Origin of the sequence: Enterobacter sp. MGH 24 (assembly GCF_000493015.1) — a bacterium.
Lineage (GTDB): Bacteria > Pseudomonadota > Gammaproteobacteria > Enterobacterales > Enterobacteriaceae > Enterobacter.
This window is the reverse complement of the sequence record NZ_KI535657.1, coordinates 3,573,645-3,591,697: the sequence shown is the minus strand read 5'-3', so window position 1 is coordinate 3,591,697 and position 18,053 is coordinate 3,573,645. Positions and strand designations below refer to the sequence as shown.

The window sequence follows — 18,053 nt, the reverse complement described above, 5'->3', positions numbered from 1 at the left end:
CAGCCTCAAATACATTTGAAATAGTCGAAGGGCTCGCGGCAGGTGTTGCAGCGGTAGAGCGCTTTGCAGGCCGTCGAACCAAATTCACTGATAAGCGAGGTGTCGGTGCTGGCGCAGCGCGGGCAGCTCACCTCCGCCGGAATATGCGCGTGACAGCTATGCCCCACGGGCGGGCTGATGCCGTACGCCCGCAGGCGCTCGCGCGCGTCGGCGGTCATCCAGTCGGTGGTCCAGGCGGGCTCAAGCTGGAGCACAATGTGTACCGGAGTAAAGCCGTTCGCGGTCATCGCGTCGCGGATCGCCCCCAGCAGGTGTTCCGTGGCCGGACAGCCCGAGTAGGTTGGCGTGAAGCCGATAACCCAGCCTTCCCCCTGCGCCTTCACGCTGCGCACCATGCCTAAATCGGTGATGGTTAATACCGGCACTTCCGGATCGGGGATCTGGCTTAACAGCGCCCAGATCTGCGGAATTTGCGCAGGCGCGATGTCGACGAGGCGTTGCATAGCGTTCTCCTTTACCACTGCTGGCCGGGATACGCGCGCTGGAGGTACTGCATCTCCGCCAGCATCGGGCCCAGATGTTCGGTATGCAGCCCCCTCTTACCCCCGGTGCGGTACGCCACCTCTTCGGGCACCTGCAGGCAGGCTTCATTCAGACCGGCGAACACTTCGCTTTCCCACGGCTGACGCAGGACGCGCGGGTCAACCGCCACGCCGGAGTCAATCAGCGCCAGCTCAACGTCATCCGCCTCAAACAGCTCGGCCGTAAAACGCCACAGGCTGTCTATGGCCTGCTGCATTTTTTGCGCGGAGGCTTCGGTCCCGTCCCCAAGCCGCACCAGCCAGCCGCGGCTGAAGCGCAGGTGGTAGCGCGCCTCTTTAATCGCTTTGGCAGCGATGGCGGCAAGCTGGCCGTCGCTGCTTTGGGTCAGGCGCTCGTACAGCGCCACGTTCCAGGCATCCATCAGGTACTGGCGGGCAATCGTGTCGGCGAAATTGCCGTTCGGCTGCTCGACCAGCAGGACGTTGCGGAACTGGCGCTCGTCACGGCCAAACGCCAGGGTGTCTTCATCGCCCTGGCCTTCCCGCTCCGCGGCATAGGTCAGGAAATTGCGCGCCTGGCCCAGCAGGTCGAGACCGATATTGGCGAGCGCGAGGTCAATTTCCAGCTCCGGCGCGTGGCCGCACCAGGCGCCGAGACGCTGGGAGAGCACCAGACCGTTGTCGCCCAGACGCAGGGCATAGGCAGTCACTGAATTCATTCTTTGCCTCACATATGCTCGATGCCGTCGGGGATGGTGTAGAACGTCGGATGGCGGTAAACCTTGCTTTCCGCCGGGTCGAAGAACTCGCCGCTCTCTTCCGGCTGGGAGGCGACAATCTCGCTCGCCTTAACCACCCAGATAGAACATCCTTCGCTGCGGCGGGTGTAGGCATCGCGCGCATTTTCCAGCGCCATGCGATCGTCGGCGGCATGCAGACTGCCCACGTGACGGTGGGATAACCCCTGTTTGCTGCGTACGAACACTTCGTACAGCGGCCAGTAGACGTTGCTCATGGTTATTTCCTCTTATGCGGCCTGACGGGCGCGCTGTTTTTCCGCGTGCGCCAGTGCGGCTTTCCGCACCCACGCCCCCTCTTCCCAGGCTTTTCGTTTCGCGGCCAGGCGCTCGTGGTTGCAGATGCCGCGCCCGTTAATGACCTCGTCAAACTCCTGCCAGTCGATCTCGCCGAAGCGGTAGTGACCGCTCTCTTCGTCCAAACGCAGGTCGGGATCCGGCACCGTCATGCCCAGCATCTCCACCTGCGGCACCGTGTTGTCGACAAAGCGCTGGCGAAGTTCGTCATTGCCGAAGCGTTTGATTTTCCAGGCCAGGCTGCGGGCGCTGTTCGGCGAGTTGTCGTCGTTCGGCCCGAACATCATCAGCGCGGGCCACCAGAAGCGGTTGATGGCGTCCTGCAGCATCTGACGCTGGGCCTCGCTGCCCTGCGCCAGCGCCATGCAGGCCTCAAAGCCCTGGCGCTGATGGAAGCTCTCTTCTTTACAGATTTTCACCATCGCACGGGCATACGGACCGTAGGAGGTTCGGCACAGCGCCACCTGGTTGACGATGGCCGCGCCGTCCACCAGCCAGCCGATCACGCCGATGTCGGCCCAGCTCAGGGTCGGATAGTTGAAGATGGAGGAGTATTTCATCCTGCCGTCGAGCATCTTCTGGTAGATGTCTTCCCGCGCGCAGCCCAGCGTTTCCGCCGCGCTGTAGAGGTAGAGCCCGTGCCCGGCTTCGTCCTGCACTTTCGCCAGCAGGATTGCTTTTCGGCGCAGCGTCGGCGCACGGGCGATCCAGTTCCCTTCCGGCAGCATGCCGACAATTTCGGAGTGCGCATGCTGACCAATCTGACGGATCAACGTCTTACGGTAGGCGTCAGGCATCCAGTCCTGAGGCTCAATCGCCGTCTCCTGCGCTATGCGCTGCTCAAACCGTTGTTCTTGCGTCACGTCATCACCTTTATGATTCGTTAGTTTGCAAATTAAAGCGTAATTCTGAATCACTTTGTTTTTTAAAAGTTACACAAAGGTTAAATATAACCCCAAGAATTGTTTCCTGGTTTTGTGATGTTGCTCGCAAGGCTTTTGCTGAACGCCCCCTGAACACTCGCTTTACGCGCTGCAATTCATCAGACCGGATCACAATGTTAACAATTCATTAAAACTCAGCTTGATTTTTATGATTCATGATTAAACTATTAATGAGTAAATTACGTAACATTTGGAGATAAGCGATGCAGCAGTTAGCCAGCTTCGTGTCCGGTACCTGGCAGTCTGGCCGGGGCCGCGAACGCACTATTCTTCACGCCATCAGTGGCGAAGCGCTGTGGAGCGTGACCAGCGAAGGGCTGGACATGGCGGCCGCCCGTCGCTATGCGATTGAGCGCGGCGGTGAAGCGCTTCACGAGATGACCTTTATCGAACGTGCGGCCATGCTGAAAGCGGTGGCAAAGCACCTGCTTAGCGAAAAAGAGACGTTCTATGCCCTGTCGGCCCAGACGGGCGCAACGAAGGCGGACAGCTGGGTGGATATTGAAGGCGGCATCGGCACCCTCTTCACGTACGCCAGCCTGGGCAGCCGCGAGCTGCCGGATGACACGCTGTGGCCGGAAGACGAGTTAATCCCGCTGTCAAAAGAAGGCGGCTTTGCAGCGCGCCACGTTCTCACCTCGAAGTCCGGCGTGGCGGTGCACATCAACGCCTTTAACTTCCCCTGCTGGGGGATGCTGGAAAAGCTGGCGCCGACCTGGCTTGCCGGGATGCCCGCCATTATTAAACCCGCTACCGCGACCGCGCAGGTGACGCAGGCGATGGTGAAATCCATCGTGGACAGCGGGCTAGTGCCGGACGGCGCCATCAGCCTGATCTGCGGCGGCGCGGGGGATCTCCTCGACCAGCTCGACAGCCAGGACGTGGTGACCTTTACCGGCTCCGCCAGTACCGGGCAAAGCCTGCGCGTGCACCCGAATATCGTGGCAAATTCGATTCCGTTCACCATGGAGGCGGACTCCCTGAACTGCTGCGTGCTGGGGGAAGACGTTACGCCAGACCAGCCGGAGTTTGCGCTGTTCGTCCGGGAAGTGGTCCGCGAGATGACCGCCAAGGCCGGGCAGAAATGTACCGCTATCCGCCGGATTATCGTCCCGCAAAGCCAGATTGACGCCGTGAGCCAGGCGCTGATTGCCCGCCTGGAAAAAATGGTGGTGGGCGACCCTGCGCAGGAAGGGGTGAAGATGGGTGCGCTGGTCAACGCCGAACAGCGCGCGGACGTGCAGGAGAAGGTGGAGCAGCTGATCGCCGCAGGCTGCCAGATCCGTCTGGGTGGCAAAGCGGATATGCAGGCCGCGGGCGCGTTCTTCCCGCCGACCCTGCTGTTCTGCCCGCAGCCGGACGAAACCCCGGCCGTCCACTCTACCGAAGCCTTCGGCCCGGTTGCGACGCTAATGCCGTATCGCAATGCACGCCACGCGATGCAGCTTGCCCGCGCGGGCGGCGGCAGCCTGGCGGGTACGCTTGTCACCGCAGACCAGAACATTGCCCGCCAGTTTATTGCCGGTGCGGCGCGCGCCCACGGGCGCATTCAAATCCTTAACGAGGAATCGTCGAAAGAGTCCACCGGCCACGGCTCCCCACTGCCTCAGCTGGTCCACGGCGGCCCGGGCCGCGCGGGCGGCGGCGAAGAGCTGGGCGGCCTGCGCGCGGTGAAGCACTACCTGCAGCGCACCGCGATTCAGGGCAGTCCGACGATGCTGGCCGCCATTGGCAAACAGTGGGTGCGGGGCGCAACGGTGCAGGAAGATCGCGTGCATCCGTTCCGCAAATACTTTGAGGAGCTTCAGCCGGGCGACAGCCTGCTGACGCCGCGCCGCACCCTCACGGAAGCAGACATCGTGAACTTTGCCTGCCTGAGCGGGGACCACTTTTACGCCCATATGGACAAGATCGGCGCGGCAGAGTCGATCTTCGGCGAGCGCGTGGTGCACGGCTACTTCCTGATCTCCGCCGCAGCGGGGCTGTTTGTTGATGCGGGCGTCGGGCCGGTGATAGCCAACTACGGCATGGAGAACCTGCGCTTTATCGAGCCGGTTAAGCCGGGCGATACCATTCAGGTGCGTTTGACCTGCAAGCGTAAAACGCTGAAGAAACAGCGCACCGCAGAGGAAAAACCGACCGGCGTGGTGGAATGGGCGGTTGAGATCTTCAACCAGCACCAGCAGGCCGCGGCGATCTACTCCATCCTGACGCTGGTGGCGCGCCAGCGGGGTGATTTCTGACACCTTCCCTTCACCGCCTTTCCTGCCGGGTGGCGCGATGCTTACCCGGCCTACGACGACCAGCCGGGGTGTGATACCGCCCCGCTCTTTTTTTAACCTGGCAAGACCAACAAATAACCTGGCAGATGCAGGCAAACGCTTTTCTCATGGGCCTGTCAGGATAAGGCTGTCACAACACAATAAACACAACAAGATGAGGTCTACGATGGGAAGCAATTCTTCTTTTTCTGCCCGTAGAACGGCGCTGGCCATGGCCGTTGCGCTGTGTTGCGCCTGGCAATCCCCTGTTTTCGCCCACGGCAGCGAGGCGCATATGGTCCCGATGGACAAAACGCTGCAGGACTTTGGCGCGGACGTTCAGTGGGATGATTACGCACAGATGTTCACCATTGCGAAAGACGGTGCCTTTGTGAAGGTCAAACCGGGCGCGAAAACCGCCGTCGTCAACGGTAAAACCCTCAAGCTCGAGGTGCCGGTGGTGATGAAGGGCAAGAAAGCCTTTATTTCGGATACCTTCATTAACGATGTTTTCCAGTCTGGCCTCGATCAGACCTTCCAGGTTGAAAAACGCCCTCACCCGTTAAACGCGCTAACGGCGGACGAAATTAAGCAGGCCGTTGAGATTGTGAAAGCCTCGGCGGACTTTAAACCGAATACCCGCTTTACCCAAATCGCCCTTGCAGAGCCTGAGAAAGCCAAAGTGTGGGACTTTGTGCTTAACGGTACGGCCGTGGATGCCCCCCGCCAGGCGAAGATCGTCATGCTCGATGGAAAGCACGTTATCGAAAGCGTGGTGGATCTGAAGGATAAAAAAATCCTGCGCTGGGAACCGGTAAAAGACGCGCACGGCATGGTCCTGCTGGATGATTTCACCGCGGTTCAGCAGATCATCAACGACAGCACCGAGTTCGCCGAAGTGCTTAAAAAACACGGCATCGCCGACCCGAAAAAAGTGATTACCACGCCGCTGACCGTCGGCTATTTCGACGGTAAAGACGGCCTGAAGCAGGAAGATCGCCTGCTGAAGGTGGTGAGCTATCTGGACGTGGGCGACGGCAACTACTGGGCGCACCCGATTGAGAACCTGGTCGCGGTTGTCGATCTTGAGCAGAAGAAAATTCAGAAGATCGAAGAAGGCCCGGTCATCCCGGTTCCGCTCACCCCGCGCCCGTATGACGGCCGCGACCGGGTTGAAACGGTGAAGAAACCCCTGGAGATCGTCGAGCCGGAAGGCAAGAACTACACCATCACCGGCGATATGGTGCACTGGCAGAACTGGGATTTCCATCTGAGCCTGGACTCCCGCGTGGGCCCGATGATTTCAACCGTCACCTATAACGACAACGGCAAAAAGCGCCAGATTATGTATCAGGGGTCGCTCGGCGGCATGATCGTCCCTTATGGCGATCCGGACGTGGGCTGGTACTTTAAAGCCTATCTCGACTCCGGCGACTACGGCATGGGCACCCTGACCTCACCGCTGGTACGCGGTAAAGACGTGCCGTCCAACGCCGTGATGCTCAATGAAACTATCCCGGATTACACCGGCGCGCCGATGGAGATCCCGCGCGCGATCGCCATTTTCGAACGCTATGCGGGGCCGGAATACAAACATCAGGAGATGGGCCAGCCAAACGTCAGCACCGAGCGCCGCGAGCTGGTGGTGCGCTGGGTGAGTACCGTGGGCAACTACGATTACATCTTCGACTGGGTGTTCCATGAAAATGGCACCATCGGCATTGATGCCGGCGCGACGGGTATCGAGGCGGTGAAAGGCGTTCAGGCGAAAACCATGCACGACGCCACCGCCAAAGACGACACCAAATACGGCACGCTGATCGACCATAACATCGTGGGCACCACGCACCAGCACATCTACAACTTCCGTCTTGATATGGACGTGGACGGCATCAACAACAAGCTGGTGGCCATGGATCCGGAAGTGAAGCCGAATACCGCCGGGGGCCCGCGCACCAGCACCATGCAGATTAATCAGTACGATATTGATACCGAGCAGCAGGCGGCGCAGAAATTCGACCCGGGCACCATTCGGCTGCTGAGCAACACAAGTAAAGAGAACCGCATGGGCAACCCGGTTTCGTATCAGATTATCCCTTACGCGGGGGGTACGCACCCAGTGGCAACCGGCGCGAAATTTGCCCCGGACGAGTGGATTTACCATCGCCTGAGCTTTATGGACAAACAGCTTTGGGTGACCCGTTACCACCCGGATGAACTCTACCCGGAAGGCAAATTCCCGAATCGCTCCATCCACGACACGGGCCTGGGGCAGTACAGCAAGGATAACGAGTCGCTCAACGATCAGGATGACGTGGTCTGGATGACCACCGGCACCACCCACGTCGCCCGCGCGGAGGAATGGCCGATTATGCCGACGGAATGGGTACATACCCTGCTTAAACCGTGGAACTTCTTCGACGAGACGCCAACGCTCGGGAAAAAGAAAGACGAAAAATAACCACCTGCCGGGCAATTGCCCGGTTTTTTTTGCCTCCGCATTTGAGGATCGTCCTGGCTTGCTTATAGTTACTGATATCTCACCTGCATGATTTATCCCCCGGACGGGAAAGGGCTTTATGGAAAAAAGAAAAAAACCGACACTTGAACGGGCAACCTGGCCGACACGCCATGCCATGGTCATGCACGGGCTGGCGATGAACCTGCCGTGGCTGGCCTTCGTCAATATCAGCTTCGCGGTGATGATTCTGCTGCGACACGTCCTGCTTAAGGCCAGCGATCCCCTTTATCCCCACTCGCCGCATCTGACGAGAATGGTCGACGCCTCCATGCTCGGCATTATCATCCTCTCCGCCGCGCTGATCCTCATGGCCTGGCGGCGCATCGCCGGCATCAGCGTGGTGTTGTTTATCTGCAGCGCCATCTGGTCGGTCTCCTGCTTCTGGTTTATCACCCAGCTGCTGCTCCCGCACGTCTGGCCGCTGTGCGTCATTCTGTTACTCGCCGGCTTAACGGCGCTCTATTTTTACCCTGAAGGGCTACTCGCCTTTGTACTCCCGCTCTGGATCACCCTGCCGATAGCAAACTGGACACTGAACGATGGCCTCAACCTTCACTTCATTGTCATCTGGAGCGTGTTCTCGCTGATCCTGATCTGCGGGCGTTTCATCCTGCTGAGCTGGTTTGACGAGGCCTGGCGACGCAACCAGCAAAATCAGCTGCTGATCTCCAGGCTGGATGCGCTGGCGCATCAGGATCCGTTAACCAAAACCGCCAATCGCCGGAAAATGGAAGTGGTGCTGGAGAACGCGGTTGAGCAGAAAAAAACCTTCTCGGTGATTATGCTGGATATCGACTATTTCAAACGCTACAACGACACCTACGGGCACCAGGCGGGAGACGACTGCCTGACGCGCGTGGCGCGGGTGCTGAAGCAGTCGGTACGCACGCCTGACGACGTGGTATCACGCTACGGCGGCGAGGAGTTCGTGGTGATCCTGTTTAACTGCCCGGAAACCATCGCTGAAAAGGTGGCCTTACGCATTCAGGACGGCCTGCGCACGGAGTCTATACCGCACGGCGCGTCAACCGTTAGCGACCATGTCACCGTGAGCATGGGGATTGCGAGCATGGCGGAGGGGTTAGCGGGCACCGAGATCATCGCCCGCGCCGATGCGGCGCTGTATCGGGCGAAGGAGGCCGGGCGGGATCGGTGGTCGCTGTAATTAAAAGCCGGGTGGCGCTGCGCTTACCCGGCCTACGGTGCGAGTCGTTGTAGGCCGGGTAAGGCGTAGCCGCCACCCGGCTTGTTTTTTAATACCGCACGCAAACCGACTTGGTTTCACACCAGCCGTCCAGCCAGTCCGGGCCAAAGTCACGCCCGGTGCCGGACTGCTTCATGCCGCCGAACGGCAGGTTGGCGTCGATCAACGTATGGCTGTTCACCCAGACGGTGCCCGCCTGCAGCCTGTCAGTGTACTCCAGCGCCTTGCTGATATTCTGCGTCCAGACGCTGGCCGTCAGGCCATATTCGGTGTCGTTTGCCAGCTGGAGCGCCTCTTCCCCGTCGGCGACGCGCACCAGGTTGACCACCGGGCCGAACACCTCTTCGCGAGTCAGGCGCAGCGAGGCATCCGGGTTCACCACCAGCGTAGGCGATACGTAATAGCCTTTGCCTTCCGGCCCCCGGTTACCGACGATCAGCTCCGCATTGCGCGACGTCGCTTCATCCAGGAAGGTCTGCACCTTGTCACAGTGCGCGCGCGACACCAGCGGATTGATAAATGCCTCCGGCGACATGCCCGGCCCGACGCTCAGGGATTTCACCGCCCGCTCAAACCCGCTGACCAGCGTGTCAAACAGCGGCGCTTCAATGTAGATGCGCGAGCTCGCCGCGCAGACCTGCCCCTGGTTGAGGAAGCTGCCGGTCATTAAGCCTTCTATCACCCACGCCGGGTCCGCGTCTTTCAGTACGATAGCCGGGTTTTTCCCACCCAGCTCCAGGGTCACCCCGGTTAGCGTATCTGCCGCCGCGCGGGCGATTTGCTTACCCGTCGCCGTTGAGCCGGTAAAGCTTACCTTGGCAATATGCGGATGCGAGGTCAGCGCTGCGCCACACACCGCGCCGCTCCCGGTGACCACGTTGAACACCCCGTCCGGAATGCCCGCTTCGCTGGCGAGTTCCGCCACGCGCAGCATGGTCAGCGGCGTGGTTTCGGACGGTTTAATGACGATAGAACAGCCCGCAGCCAGCGCAGGCATCACTTTCCACATCCCGATCATCAGCGGGAAGTTCCAGGGCACAATCCCGGCCACCACGCCAACCGGCTCCTTTCGCGTCCACGCCTGATAGCGGGCGCCCTGCGGCAGCGGGATGGAGAGGTCGAGGGTCTTACCCGAAATTTTGGTGGTCAGCCCGGCGGTATAGCGCATCCAGTTCAGGGTACAGCCGACTTCAAACATGCGGGAAATGTTGATGGATTTGCCCTGCTCCAGCGTTTCGAGCTGGGCCAGCTCCTCGCTGTGCTGTTCAACCAGATCGGCGAAATGGAGCAGGATCCGCTCGCGCTCCGCCGGGAGTTTTCCGGCCCAGCTGCGGGCGACAAACGCGCGCCAGCCGGACATGACGGCACGGTCAACGTCATCGACGCTGGCATCGGCGGTCGAGGCAATCACCTCGCCCGTGGCCGGGTTGAAGACATTCAGCCGCTTTTCACTGTCCGACGCGGCCTGACGCCCTTCAATCCACAGGCCATGCTGTCGGTCTAAAAATTGTTGTACGGCAGGCTGAATGGCCACCTGTGATTCAGACATAGGATACTCCTTCGTTATTCTTCGCAGGGTGTCCATCCAGTCTAAGTGGGGTTTTGCATTCTCGCTTTTGTCTCTGTGACATTCGCTTTGCCACCTGTGACAGGCTCCGCAAATCGCGATAATTGCCGCTTATATCGCTGTTACCGGTGAGTGTTCTTTCCTATAGTCAGCCTCATAGCTCTGACAAAATGCAACACAAATGCAACAATGCGAAAACGTTGACGGTGCAGTGAGAGAAACGATGGCGTGTGCAAGCGAGCAGGAACAGTATCAGCAGTGGCTGGCGCAAATTAACCAGGTTTGCGGGCGTTTTAACGCGCAGCCCACCGAGGGAAAGTTCTTCGGCGAGCTGGAGACCAGCTATGCGCGCAGCCTGAAGCTCAGCACCGTGACCGCAGGCGGCGTTAACCTGTTCCGCTCCCGTCAGGAGATCGCACAGAGTAATGATGCCTGGTTCTATACCGTGTTCCAGCTCGAAGGCAGCGCGGAAATTGAGCAGGATGACCGTCGCGCGGTACTCAGAACCGGTGATATCACGCTGATTGACGCGTCGCGTCCCTGCTCGATCAACTGGCGGGAAAAATCCCGCCAGATTTCGCTCCTGGTTCCCCGTCAGATTATTGAGCAGCAATGTCGTTTCCAGGAGATAAGCTGCGCGACCGCCCTTTCCCGCACCTTGCCCACCGTACAGCTGAGCCACCGCCTGTTGATAGAGAGCATGAGCAATGCCGACCTGAGTGACCGGGAGAGCGAAGCGGCGCTCGAAGCGATGATCTGCCTGCTGCGCCCCGCATTCCAGCAGCGTGAAATCATTCAGCCGCGCAAGGAGCGCCAGTTCCAGCACGTAGTGGCGCTGATTGACGACCATATTCAGTCTGAATCGCTGCGCCCGGAATGGATTGCCGCCGAGAGCGGCATGTCCGTGCGCAGCCTCTACCGCATGTTTGCCGAGAAGGGGCTGGTGGTGGCGCAGTACATCAAAAACCGTCGTCTGGATCTCTGCGCGCAGGCGCTGCAATCTACCGGTGATGATGAAAAGCTGGCGGGCATTGGCTACAGCTGGGGGTTCACCGACCATAGCCATTTTTCTACGGCGTTTAAGCAGCGTTTTGGCGTCTCGCCGGGTGAATACCGCAGGCGCTACCGCTAGCTACTTTTTGAGCCATTTTCCGTTGATGCCCTTCACGTATTCGCCCGGCTGCGCGCGGGCAACCAGCTTTTGACCCGCCATTTTAGCCACTTCATCGACCGGCAAATTATTGCTGTCGGCCAGCTTCTGGTAGTTTTCCGTGCGTGCCGCATTGATACGATTGACCAGCGCCAGGGTTTCTGCGTCCTGTTGAATCGGGGCAAGATAGCCGCTCAGGGTTTCCCCCACGCGCCCCTGCGCCCGGGCATCACTTAAGGTCAGCGCGGCCGCCTGCACGTTCATCCCCAGCGCCAGTAAAATCAGAGCTAATCGTTTCATGGCATCCTCAGAACAGATCGCTGCGCGATTTCAGCAGGGTTTCAACGTCTTTATCGACCTTAATATGGATCTCATGTTCGATTTTGACATTCATATTGATGGTAATCGGCTCCTTTGGCGCAGCGACTTCAATGCGCGGCGTACAGCCGGTCAGTAGCGCGGCAACGGCAACGGTGAGCACACCAGCCATCTTTTTCATTGTTGTTCCTCACTTTCCTTGCCAGTCAAACTGCGGGGAGCAGGTATCGCCGCATGTTGCTCAAACCAGGTTTGCAGGTTGTCCCCAAAACGCAGGCTGCGCCAGAGGGTAAAGACATTCTCGTCATGGGTATAGTTCAGGTTGACGGAGCTGCTTTTGCCATCCACCCGGCTGGTCCCCTTGATGGTCGCCTGCATGGTTAATTCACCCAGGTTATCTAAATTGATTCTCGTCCACGAACGCGAAATTTCCATATAGCGGAGCCAGTTAATCGCCGCGCCCGCAACCATGTTATCTTTGACGATGGCGTCGGCCGTATCTTTGTCGATGCGCAGCGTCATTGGGCCCGGGTTGGTCAGCCAGCCATCTTTAATGATCCATTTTTCATTGTCCAGCCAGAACGGCAGCGCCCCGCTCACCGGCCCTGACATGGCAAACTGTTTCGGATTGACGGCGCTAATCAGCTCGCTGGAGGAGATATTGTCCACGCGCAGCAGGGCCGGATCGTGCTGCGGCATCCGCAGCTGCTGCATGGTGATCTTCCCGCCGAGGGTTTCCACCTTCACGTTGGTGAGCAGCAGCGGATTGTCCTCCGTCCAGGGATAATCCCCCTGTAGATCGGCGGTGATGTTGCGCGCGGTCACCAGGTTTTCCACTTCGCCAATGCGCAACGTGACCGGACCGCGCGTGCCGAGGGACCAGGTTCCCTCGCTGAAGCGGAACGGCAGCACAAAATCGACGCCGTTAATCTGGTTATCCGGCATCCAGGCGCTGCCGGATTTCAGCACGCCGTGCCCCCCCGCTTCAAAGCCCTGATCGGCCGCCGCCGAGAAGGCGACCTGCGCGTAAAGCTCTCCGTCGCGCAGCGTCATTTTCCAGTCCGGCGGGATCAGCGGCTGGAATACGGTGAGGGACTGTTTCGGCCACCAGGCCTGCCCGCGAAGGCGCACACCGTCCCAGCGTCCGTTTACCTGTACCGGGCCGATTTTGTCCGCATGGAGGTCGCCCTTGAACTGAAAGATGGTCGGGTCGGTGCCGTCGACGCTGAAGGTCAGGACCGAGGGCGGCAACGCGCTGCCCCCGGAGAAACGGGTTTGCCCGGCGTTGAGCGACAGCGCGCCGCTGAATGCCGGTTTATCCGGGTCACGCAACCAGCGCACCGGTTGCTCCAGCACCAGGCGCGGCTTGCTGACCTCCATCGTGCCGTACTGGAGCTTGTCAAAACCGGTGGAGAGCGCCGTCAGCTCGATAAGCTTGTCGCGCCACTCGCCTTTCCCGGCGACATCCCAGCGGGCATGCATCGGCGTAAAGCCGCCTTTTCCCCAGTAGCGCCACTGCCACAGGCCGTTGTCGGGTAAAAAGTCGTTGGCCTGACCGTCCAGGTGGAGTTCAAAATCACCCATCTCGTTTTCATGGGCGCGCAGAATAGCCTGCAGACGGCCGTCCACGCCCTTCTGCGTCAGCTTCACGCCCGCCAGCGGCCAGCGGATTTCATCGATATCGAGTGAGTTGATGATGCGCCCGCGCGAGCGAAGCAGCGCGCCCGGCTCAAAGGCCAGCTGCGGTTCATACAGGCTGCCGGTCAGCGTGGCGGGCAATTTGGCGTACAGAATAAGATCGTTTTGCTTCGCCTCGCCGCTGAGATGCAGCGGCATATCGCTGTTTTCCATGCTGAGCCTGCCGGGCCCAATATTCAGTACCGCATTGCCTTTCCCCGCATCACCGTGGGTCAGCACGTTCAGTCGTCCGGTCAGGGTGGTTTTATCCAGTCCCTGCTGCCAGTTGTCGGCGCGAAGCGAAACGCGTCCGCTCAGCGGCATACCGGAAAGATCCCAGTTCCAGCGTCCGTCGCTGATGTTCAGCTGCTCCGCGGTGATCTGCCACGGCAGATCGAGCAGCGGATCGGGGTTGTCCCGCGCCATCACCACCAGCTGTCCCTGGTTGTCTTCCCAGTCCAGATCGGCATCGACCAGAGACGTTAACTGTGGCACGTTAAAGGTCGCGACCGCGTGGCCCTTCACCGGCACGCCGTCCGGAACCAGCGGCAGGGTAAACTCGCCCACCAGCTTAATGGGCTGCGGCTGGTCCGGGAGCTGTACATCGAACTGGCTGACCGAGAGCGTTTGACCGCGAAGCGTACCTTTAATGCTGACCTGCTCGCCTTTATAGGCTATCTCCTGAATGGACGGCGTCAGCGATGCATGAAGTTCGCCCTGCCACTGCTGCCAGGGCGACAGCGTCAGACGGTGAACGGTGATCCAGGTATTGGGTAACACGGCCTGCCACTGTGCCAGCGTTTTGGGGGCGACCGTTGAGGGCGCAGACTGGGGAATTTTGCTCAGACAGACGGAATTGAGATCCAGCGCACCGATATCCAGCTTCCAGCGGCTCGGATGTGACAGCGTCACGTTATCGATGCGGGCAATTTCGCAATCTTCAACCAGATAGCGAAGATCGGGGATCACCAGCGCGTGGCGAGTCAGTTTCGGGCTCTCTTCGAAAGCGATGCGCGTCCCGACGGGGAGCCAGATCCCGGCGAGCGTCGGTACCCACTGGGCGAGCGTCATCAGCAGCGTCAGCGGCAATAATATGAACAGCAGTAAAAGCGCAAGAGCGGCTTTGTATTTACCCTTCATGGGCAGTTAATATCCTGATTTAGCGAAAGAATTAAGCCGGCAGTGCCGATCATTGTCGCATGTTTAGCCAGTCAGTTGAAGGGAATGCCATTTTTAAGGATAGATGCTCTAGAATAATTGATAGAACTTATTGAATTCAATAATATTTTAGAAATTGTAAGATAATTTTAATCATGCTAACGTGAATGCAAAATCACTGGAGAAAGTCTTATGAAACTCGCGGTATATAGCACAAAGCAGTACGACAAAAAGTATCTGCAACATGTTAACGAGGCTTACGGGTTTGAGCTTGAATTTTTCGACTTTCTGCTGTCCGAAAAAACCGCCAAAACGGCGCACGGCTGCGAAGGCGTCTGCATTTTTGTTAACGATGACGGCAGTCGTCCGGTGCTGGAAGAGTTGAAAAAACAGGGGGTGAAGTATATCGCCCTGCGCTGCGCGGGCTTTAATAACGTGGACCTCGACGCGGCGAAAGAGCTGGGTCTGAAGGTGGTGCGCGTCCCGGCGTATTCCCCGGAAGCGGTGGCGGAACATGCGATTGGCATGATGATGTCGCTCAACCGTCGTATTCACCGCGCTTATCAGCGTACCCGTGACGCCAACTTCTCGCTGGAAGGGCTGACCGGCTTCACCATGTACGGCAAAACCGCGGGCGTGATCGGCACCGGTAAAATTGGCGTGGCTGCCCTGCGCATTCTGAAAGGCTTCGGCATGCGTCTGCTGGCGTTCGATCCGTACCCAAGCGCCGCTGCGCTGGATCTGGGCGTGGAATACGTCGACCTGCCGACCCTGTTCTCGCAGTCTGACGTGATCTCCCTGCACTGCCCGCTGACGCCGGAGAACTACCACCTGCTCAACCAGGCGGCGTTTGACCAGATGAAAGATGGCGTGATGATCATCAACACCAGCCGCGGCGGGCTGGTTGACTCTCAGGCCGCTATCGAAGCGCTCAAAACCCAGAAAATTGGCGCGCTGGGGATGGACGTGTACGAGAACGAACGCGATCTGTTCTTTGAAGACAAGTCTAATGATGTGATTCAGGACGACGTGTTCCGCCGCCTGTCCGCCTGTCATAACGTGCTGTTTACCGGACACCAGGCGTTTCTGACGGCCGAAGCGCTGATCAGCATTTCGGAAACCACGCTGGGTAACCTGCAGCAGCTGGAAAAGGGCGAAGCGTGCCCTAACGAACTGGCATAAGCATGACGCCGGGCGGCGGCTATGCCCCACCCGGCGTACTGTCTGCCTCCCAGGCCCGGTGCGCAAAGCACCACCATAGCAGGACGGCCACCAGCGCAATCGCGCTCAGGACGCTGAATGCCGCCGCAAAGGAGTAATGACCCGCAATCGTGCCGGTTAACGCCGGACTCATGGATGCCCCAACCCCCTGCATCAGCATCACCACGCTCTGCCCGGCATTGACGTGTCCGCTCCCGCGTAGCAGCACCACGATAAACGACGGAACCACAACCCCCAGAATCCCTGCGGCCAACCCGTCGAGGATTTGTACCGGGATCATCATTAACGGCGCGTCCGTCGACGCCGCCAGCGCCGCGCGCACCGGCATCACCATAAGTGCCAGCATAATCAAGCGCCAGTAGCCGTAGCGGTCTATTCTGTGGGCGACCCAGATGGCGACGGGGATCATCACGGCCTGCGAGATAATGACGGTGGCCGCCGCGTACAAACCGGGGTTGATCGAGGCGGGAGCTGCGGCCACTCTCATGCTCAGCATCGGCAGCAGCGCGGCGTTCGCCAGGTGAAACAGCAGCAGCGTCAGTCCGGTCACAAAAAGCGCACGGTTTTTAATCAGCACCGCAAAACCAGGGACCGGCAGATTAGCCGAAGAGGACAGCCCGCGCGCCGCGTCGTTATCAATATCGCCGGTGCGAATGGCAAGCAGCGCGCACAGCGTTAACAGCGTGGTACAGGTCATCAGCAGGAAAATCCCGCCGACGCCCCAGTACCACGCAATACCGCCCGCAATCACCGCGGTGACAAAATTGCCCCCGTGATTGAACGCCTCATTTTTACCCATCTGCGCGCTGAACCCGCTCTGGCCGGTCAGGCCCAGCGTAATCCCTGCGATCAGCGGCCCGACAAACGCCGCGCAGATACCGGAGACAATTTGCGAAACGGCGACAACGCCGCTCTGCTGGCTAAACCAAAGCAGGAGCGTGCTAAGGGTGATGAGCAGGCACACCAGCGCCAGCACGGTCCGCTTGCTGCGTGATGTGTCGGTGATGAATCCCGCCGGCAGCGTAGCGAGTAATCCCGCCAGGCCACCGGCCGTCATCAGGATGCCGATATCATCGGGAGCCCAGTGGCGTTCGGTCAGAAAAATACCGAGAAAAGGACCGAGGCCATCGCGGACATCCGCAATGAAAAAACTTGTCAGGCACAATGCCCGCAGCGAACGAAGAGACATACTGCCTGCCTTTGTCTGTTATCGCCTGTAAAAAAGGAAATGTAGTATACCGGGTATTTTTGAAAATCAGATGACGTCTTAAAAACATGCCTTGCGAACTTAAACAATTCATAACGGAGGCTGTTTTTTTGCTTTACTCATTAACTTGCGTGCCTATACTGGCAATAAATTTTCACAGGAGACCTTCGTTGGAAAGTTATTTTATCGTCGATACGAAGGTAAGCTAGCGCAAATTTCTCGCTGCTTACCTGAAACGGTGGGCAGCAATCCTCTTTAAGCGATTGTATCCCGATACAGTAAGAACCACTCAATTTGTGGGGCATCGCATGTTCATGTTTACACATTCACTCTTTCCACCACCGTCATCCTGACACGCTTAGCATTTAAACGGCGTGATGATGTGCTTAGCAAAGCACTGACGCTTATTATTTAATAACGTTACAGGCGATTGGCTGATGTTCCCTTATATCTCTCATCTGCTCGCAGCGATGCTGCTGGGCGCAATTATTGGCGCGGAAAGACAGTGGCGCCAGCGTATGGCCGGGCTTCGTACCAATGCACTGGTTGCCACGGGCGCGGCGGTGTTCATTTTAAGTTCGGTATCCACCTCTCCTGATAGCCCCGGGCGTATCGCAGCGCAGATCGTCTCCGGGATAGGCTTTCTTGGTGCAGGCGTCATTATGCGTGAAGGAATGAATATTCGAGGTCTGAATACCGCCGCAACGCTGTGGTGCTCGGCCGGAATTGGCGTGCTGTGCGGTTTAGGCCAGTTCTGGAATGCCGCCATGGCCAGCCTAATTATTCTCTGCGCCAACATCCTGCTTCGCGAAGCCGCGCAGCGGATTAATCAACTGCCTGCGATCCATGAAGGTGAAAAATGCTATGTCCTGAAAATCACCTGCAATGATGAGCATGAAGATGCGGTGCGGCAGAGCGTCGTAAACATGGCGAAAGAGTTAACGTTAAGTCTGAAAGCGATTTATTCCGCAACGGCGCAAGCAGAAGGGAAAACCGAAATACGGGCCGAGGTGATGACCCGGGAGGAATACCGGAAATTGCTCGATCTGATTATGGATAATATGGGCGGAAATAAAATTATCGCGTCCGTCAGCTGTCACGCAATATAAGTCTATTACCGGGCATGACGCCCGGTATAGCCTTTGCCGTTTTGCACGGTCACTGACCCTAACGCGGCCCAGGAAGCGAG

Annotated in this window: 15 protein-coding genes; 6 read left to right on the top strand and 9 right to left on the bottom strand. The window is 58.7% G+C overall.

Annotation, left to right across the window (positions count from 1 at the left end; translation table 11 throughout):
• Positions 1-5 precede the first annotated feature (5 nt).
• Genes paaD through paaA form a run of 4 tightly spaced genes read right to left on the bottom strand, consistent with a single transcriptional unit; the run spans position 6 to position 2,499 of the window.
• Complete coding sequence (gene paaD, locus L370_RS05070; protein ID WP_023335567.1) at positions 6-503, bottom strand: 1,2-phenylacetyl-CoA epoxidase subunit PaaD; 498 nt, start codon at positions 501-503, stop codon at positions 6-8.
• Positions 504-514: 11 nt separating this feature from the next.
• Positions 515-1,261: a 1,2-phenylacetyl-CoA epoxidase subunit PaaC gene (paaC, locus tag L370_RS05075; protein WP_023335566.1), complete on the bottom strand. Its 747-nt coding sequence runs from the start codon at positions 1,259-1,261 to the stop codon at positions 515-517.
• Between the two features lie 8 nt (positions 1,262-1,269).
• The gene (gene paaB / locus L370_RS05080; RefSeq protein ID WP_003857353.1) at positions 1,270-1,557 is read right to left on the bottom strand and encodes a 1,2-phenylacetyl-CoA epoxidase subunit PaaB; all 288 of its coding nucleotides are present in this window, start codon (positions 1,555-1,557) and stop codon (positions 1,270-1,272) included.
• 12 nt (positions 1,558-1,569) lie between these two features.
• Positions 1,570-2,499 carry a 1,2-phenylacetyl-CoA epoxidase subunit PaaA gene (gene paaA / locus L370_RS05085; RefSeq protein ID WP_023335565.1) on the bottom strand — a complete coding sequence of 310 codons (930 nt, stop codon included), beginning with the start codon at positions 2,497-2,499 and terminating at the stop codon, positions 1,570-1,572.
• A gap of 284 nt (positions 2,500-2,783) precedes the next feature.
• Between paaA and paaZ the strand changes: the two genes are divergently transcribed.
• The 3 genes from paaZ (at position 2,784) to L370_RS05100 (ending at position 8,527) form a co-directional block, all read left to right on the top strand.
• Positions 2,784-4,823 carry a phenylacetic acid degradation bifunctional protein PaaZ gene (gene paaZ, locus L370_RS05090; RefSeq protein WP_023335564.1) on the top strand — a complete coding sequence of 680 codons (2,040 nt, stop codon included), beginning with the start codon at positions 2,784-2,786 and terminating at the stop codon, positions 4,821-4,823.
• 205 nt (positions 4,824-5,028) lie between these two features.
• Positions 5,029-7,302 (top strand): primary-amine oxidase, encoded by a 2,274-nt coding sequence (tynA, locus tag L370_RS05095; RefSeq protein ID WP_023335563.1) that lies wholly within the window; start codon positions 5,029-5,031, stop codon positions 7,300-7,302.
• A gap of 118 nt (positions 7,303-7,420) precedes the next feature.
• Positions 7,421-8,527 (top strand): GGDEF domain-containing protein, encoded by a 1,107-nt coding sequence (locus L370_RS05100; RefSeq protein WP_023335562.1) that lies wholly within the window; start codon positions 7,421-7,423, stop codon positions 8,525-8,527.
• Between the two features lie 88 nt (positions 8,528-8,615).
• On the opposite strand, the gene L370_RS05105 is transcribed toward L370_RS05100, so the two are convergent.
• Positions 8,616-10,115 (bottom strand): aldehyde dehydrogenase family protein, encoded by a 1,500-nt coding sequence (locus L370_RS05105; protein WP_023335561.1) that lies wholly within the window; start codon positions 10,113-10,115, stop codon positions 8,616-8,618.
• A 241-nt stretch (positions 10,116-10,356) separates the two neighbouring features.
• On the opposite strand from L370_RS05105, the gene feaR reads away from it, so the two are divergent.
• Positions 10,357-11,265 carry a transcriptional regulator FeaR gene (feaR, locus tag L370_RS05110; RefSeq protein ID WP_023335560.1) on the top strand — a complete coding sequence of 303 codons (909 nt, stop codon included), beginning with the start codon at positions 10,357-10,359 and terminating at the stop codon, positions 11,263-11,265.
• Here the strand turns inward: feaR and L370_RS05115 are convergent, their stop codons facing one another.
• Genes L370_RS05115 through L370_RS05125 form a run of 3 tightly spaced genes read right to left on the bottom strand, consistent with a single transcriptional unit; the run spans position 11,266 to position 14,418 of the window.
• The gene (locus L370_RS05115) at positions 11,266-11,583 is read right to left on the bottom strand and encodes a YdbL family probable chaperone protein (RefSeq protein WP_023335559.1); all 318 of its coding nucleotides are present in this window, start codon (positions 11,581-11,583) and stop codon (positions 11,266-11,268) included. It abuts the gene before it with no gap.
• Between the two features lie 7 nt (positions 11,584-11,590).
• Complete coding sequence (locus L370_RS05120) at positions 11,591-11,782, bottom strand: YnbE family lipoprotein (protein WP_014169918.1); 192 nt, start codon at positions 11,780-11,782, stop codon at positions 11,591-11,593.
• Entirely contained in the window at positions 11,779-14,418 is a 2,640-nt protein-coding gene (locus tag L370_RS05125; RefSeq protein ID WP_023335558.1) for a YdbH family protein, read from the bottom strand. The genes L370_RS05120 and L370_RS05125 overlap by 4 nt, the downstream gene beginning before the upstream one ends.
• Positions 14,419-14,628: 210 nt before the next feature.
• Here L370_RS05125 and L370_RS05130 point away from each other — a divergent pair, with 210 nt between their 5' ends.
• On the top strand, positions 14,629-15,618 hold the full coding sequence (locus L370_RS05130) for a 2-hydroxyacid dehydrogenase (protein ID WP_008502392.1): 990 nt from the start codon (positions 14,629-14,631) through the stop codon (positions 15,616-15,618).
• Between the two features lie 19 nt (positions 15,619-15,637).
• Here the strand turns inward: L370_RS05130 and L370_RS05135 are convergent, their stop codons facing one another.
• The gene (locus L370_RS05135) at positions 15,638-16,846 is read right to left on the bottom strand and encodes an MFS transporter (protein WP_023335557.1); all 1,209 of its coding nucleotides are present in this window, start codon (positions 16,844-16,846) and stop codon (positions 15,638-15,640) included.
• A 455-nt stretch (positions 16,847-17,301) separates the two neighbouring features.
• Between L370_RS05135 and L370_RS05140 the strand changes: the two genes are divergently transcribed.
• Positions 17,302-17,973, top strand: coding sequence for an MgtC family protein (locus L370_RS05140; protein ID WP_023335556.1), 672 nt, complete (start codon positions 17,302-17,304; stop codon positions 17,971-17,973).
• Positions 17,974-18,053: the final 80 nt, after the last annotated feature.